Origin of the sequence: Streptomyces sp. NPDC101227 (assembly GCF_044767545.1) — a bacterium.
In the GTDB taxonomy this organism is placed as follows: Bacteria; Actinomycetota; Actinomycetes; order Streptomycetales; family Streptomycetaceae; genus Streptomyces.
This window is the reverse complement of record NZ_JBIWOD010000046.1, coordinates 1-1058: the sequence shown is the minus strand read 5'-3', so window position 1 is coordinate 1058 and position 1058 is coordinate 1. Positions and strand designations below refer to the sequence as shown.

Sequence of the window (1058 nt, the reverse complement as noted above, 5' to 3'; positions counted from 1 at the left end):
TGTGCTGTCCCGGCACGTTGGTGACACGCGCGCTGGGTGCTTGAACGAGGTGAGGGCCTTCTGGCTCGGTGGGGATTGCGACATCTACCGCCGAGTGCAGGAGGCCCTCGTGATCCACCGTAACGCCCCGCTGACCCCGACCGGCAGGCTGCGGCTCGCCCGGTGCGTCGTCGACGACGGCTGGCCGCTTCGCCGGGCCGCGGAACGGTTCCAGGTCAGCCACACGACGGCGGCACGCTGGGCCGGCCGCTACCAACTGCACGGCCTGTCGGGCATGAACGACCGCTCCAGCAGGCCCCACCACCAGCCTCGCCGCACGGCCGCAGCGGTGGAGGACCAGGTCGTCCGCATGCGACGCGAGCACCGCATCGGACCGCTGCGACTAGCCGCCCGCGCAGGCGTCGCCGCCTCCACCGCCCACCGCATCCTCACCCGCCACGGCCTGCCACCCCTGGCCACACTGGACCGGGCCACCGGTGAACCCGTACGCCGCTACGAACGCGCCTACCCCGGCGAACTCGTGCACATCGACGTCAAGAAACTCGGCCGCATCCCCGACGGCGGAGGCCACAAAGCCCTCGGCCGCCCCGCCGGACGCAAGAACCGCAACGGCACCGGCTATGCCTACCTGCACACCGCGCTCGACGACCACTCCCGCCTGGCCTACACCGAAGACCTGCCCGACGAGACCGCCCCGACCTGCGCGGCCTTCCTGACCCGGGCCACCGCCTGGTTCGCCCGCCACGAAGTCACCGTCGAACGCGTGCTGACCGACAACGCCTGGGCCTACACCAAGAACACCTGGCGCCAGACCTGCCACGACCTGGGCATCAGCCCACGCTGGACCCGACCCTGGCGCCCCCAGACCAACGGCAAGGTCGAACGCTTCCACCGCACCCTGCTCGACGAATGGGCCTACCAACGGCCCTACACCTCAGACACCGAACGACAAGCAGCATTCCCCGACTGGCTGGACTGGTACAACTACCACCGACCCCACACCGGAATCAGCGGCCACACCCCAGCCAGCCGCGTCACCAACCTCTCCGGACAACACA

General features: G+C 70.1%; 1 protein-coding gene. It reads left to right on the top strand.

Annotated elements, in window-relative coordinates; genetic code table 11:
• Positions 1-109: 109 nt before the first annotated feature.
• Positions 110-1058: IS481 family transposase (locus ACIRPT_RS40940; RefSeq protein WP_403836981.1), on the top strand; the 949-nt coding region annotated here is incomplete at its 3' end.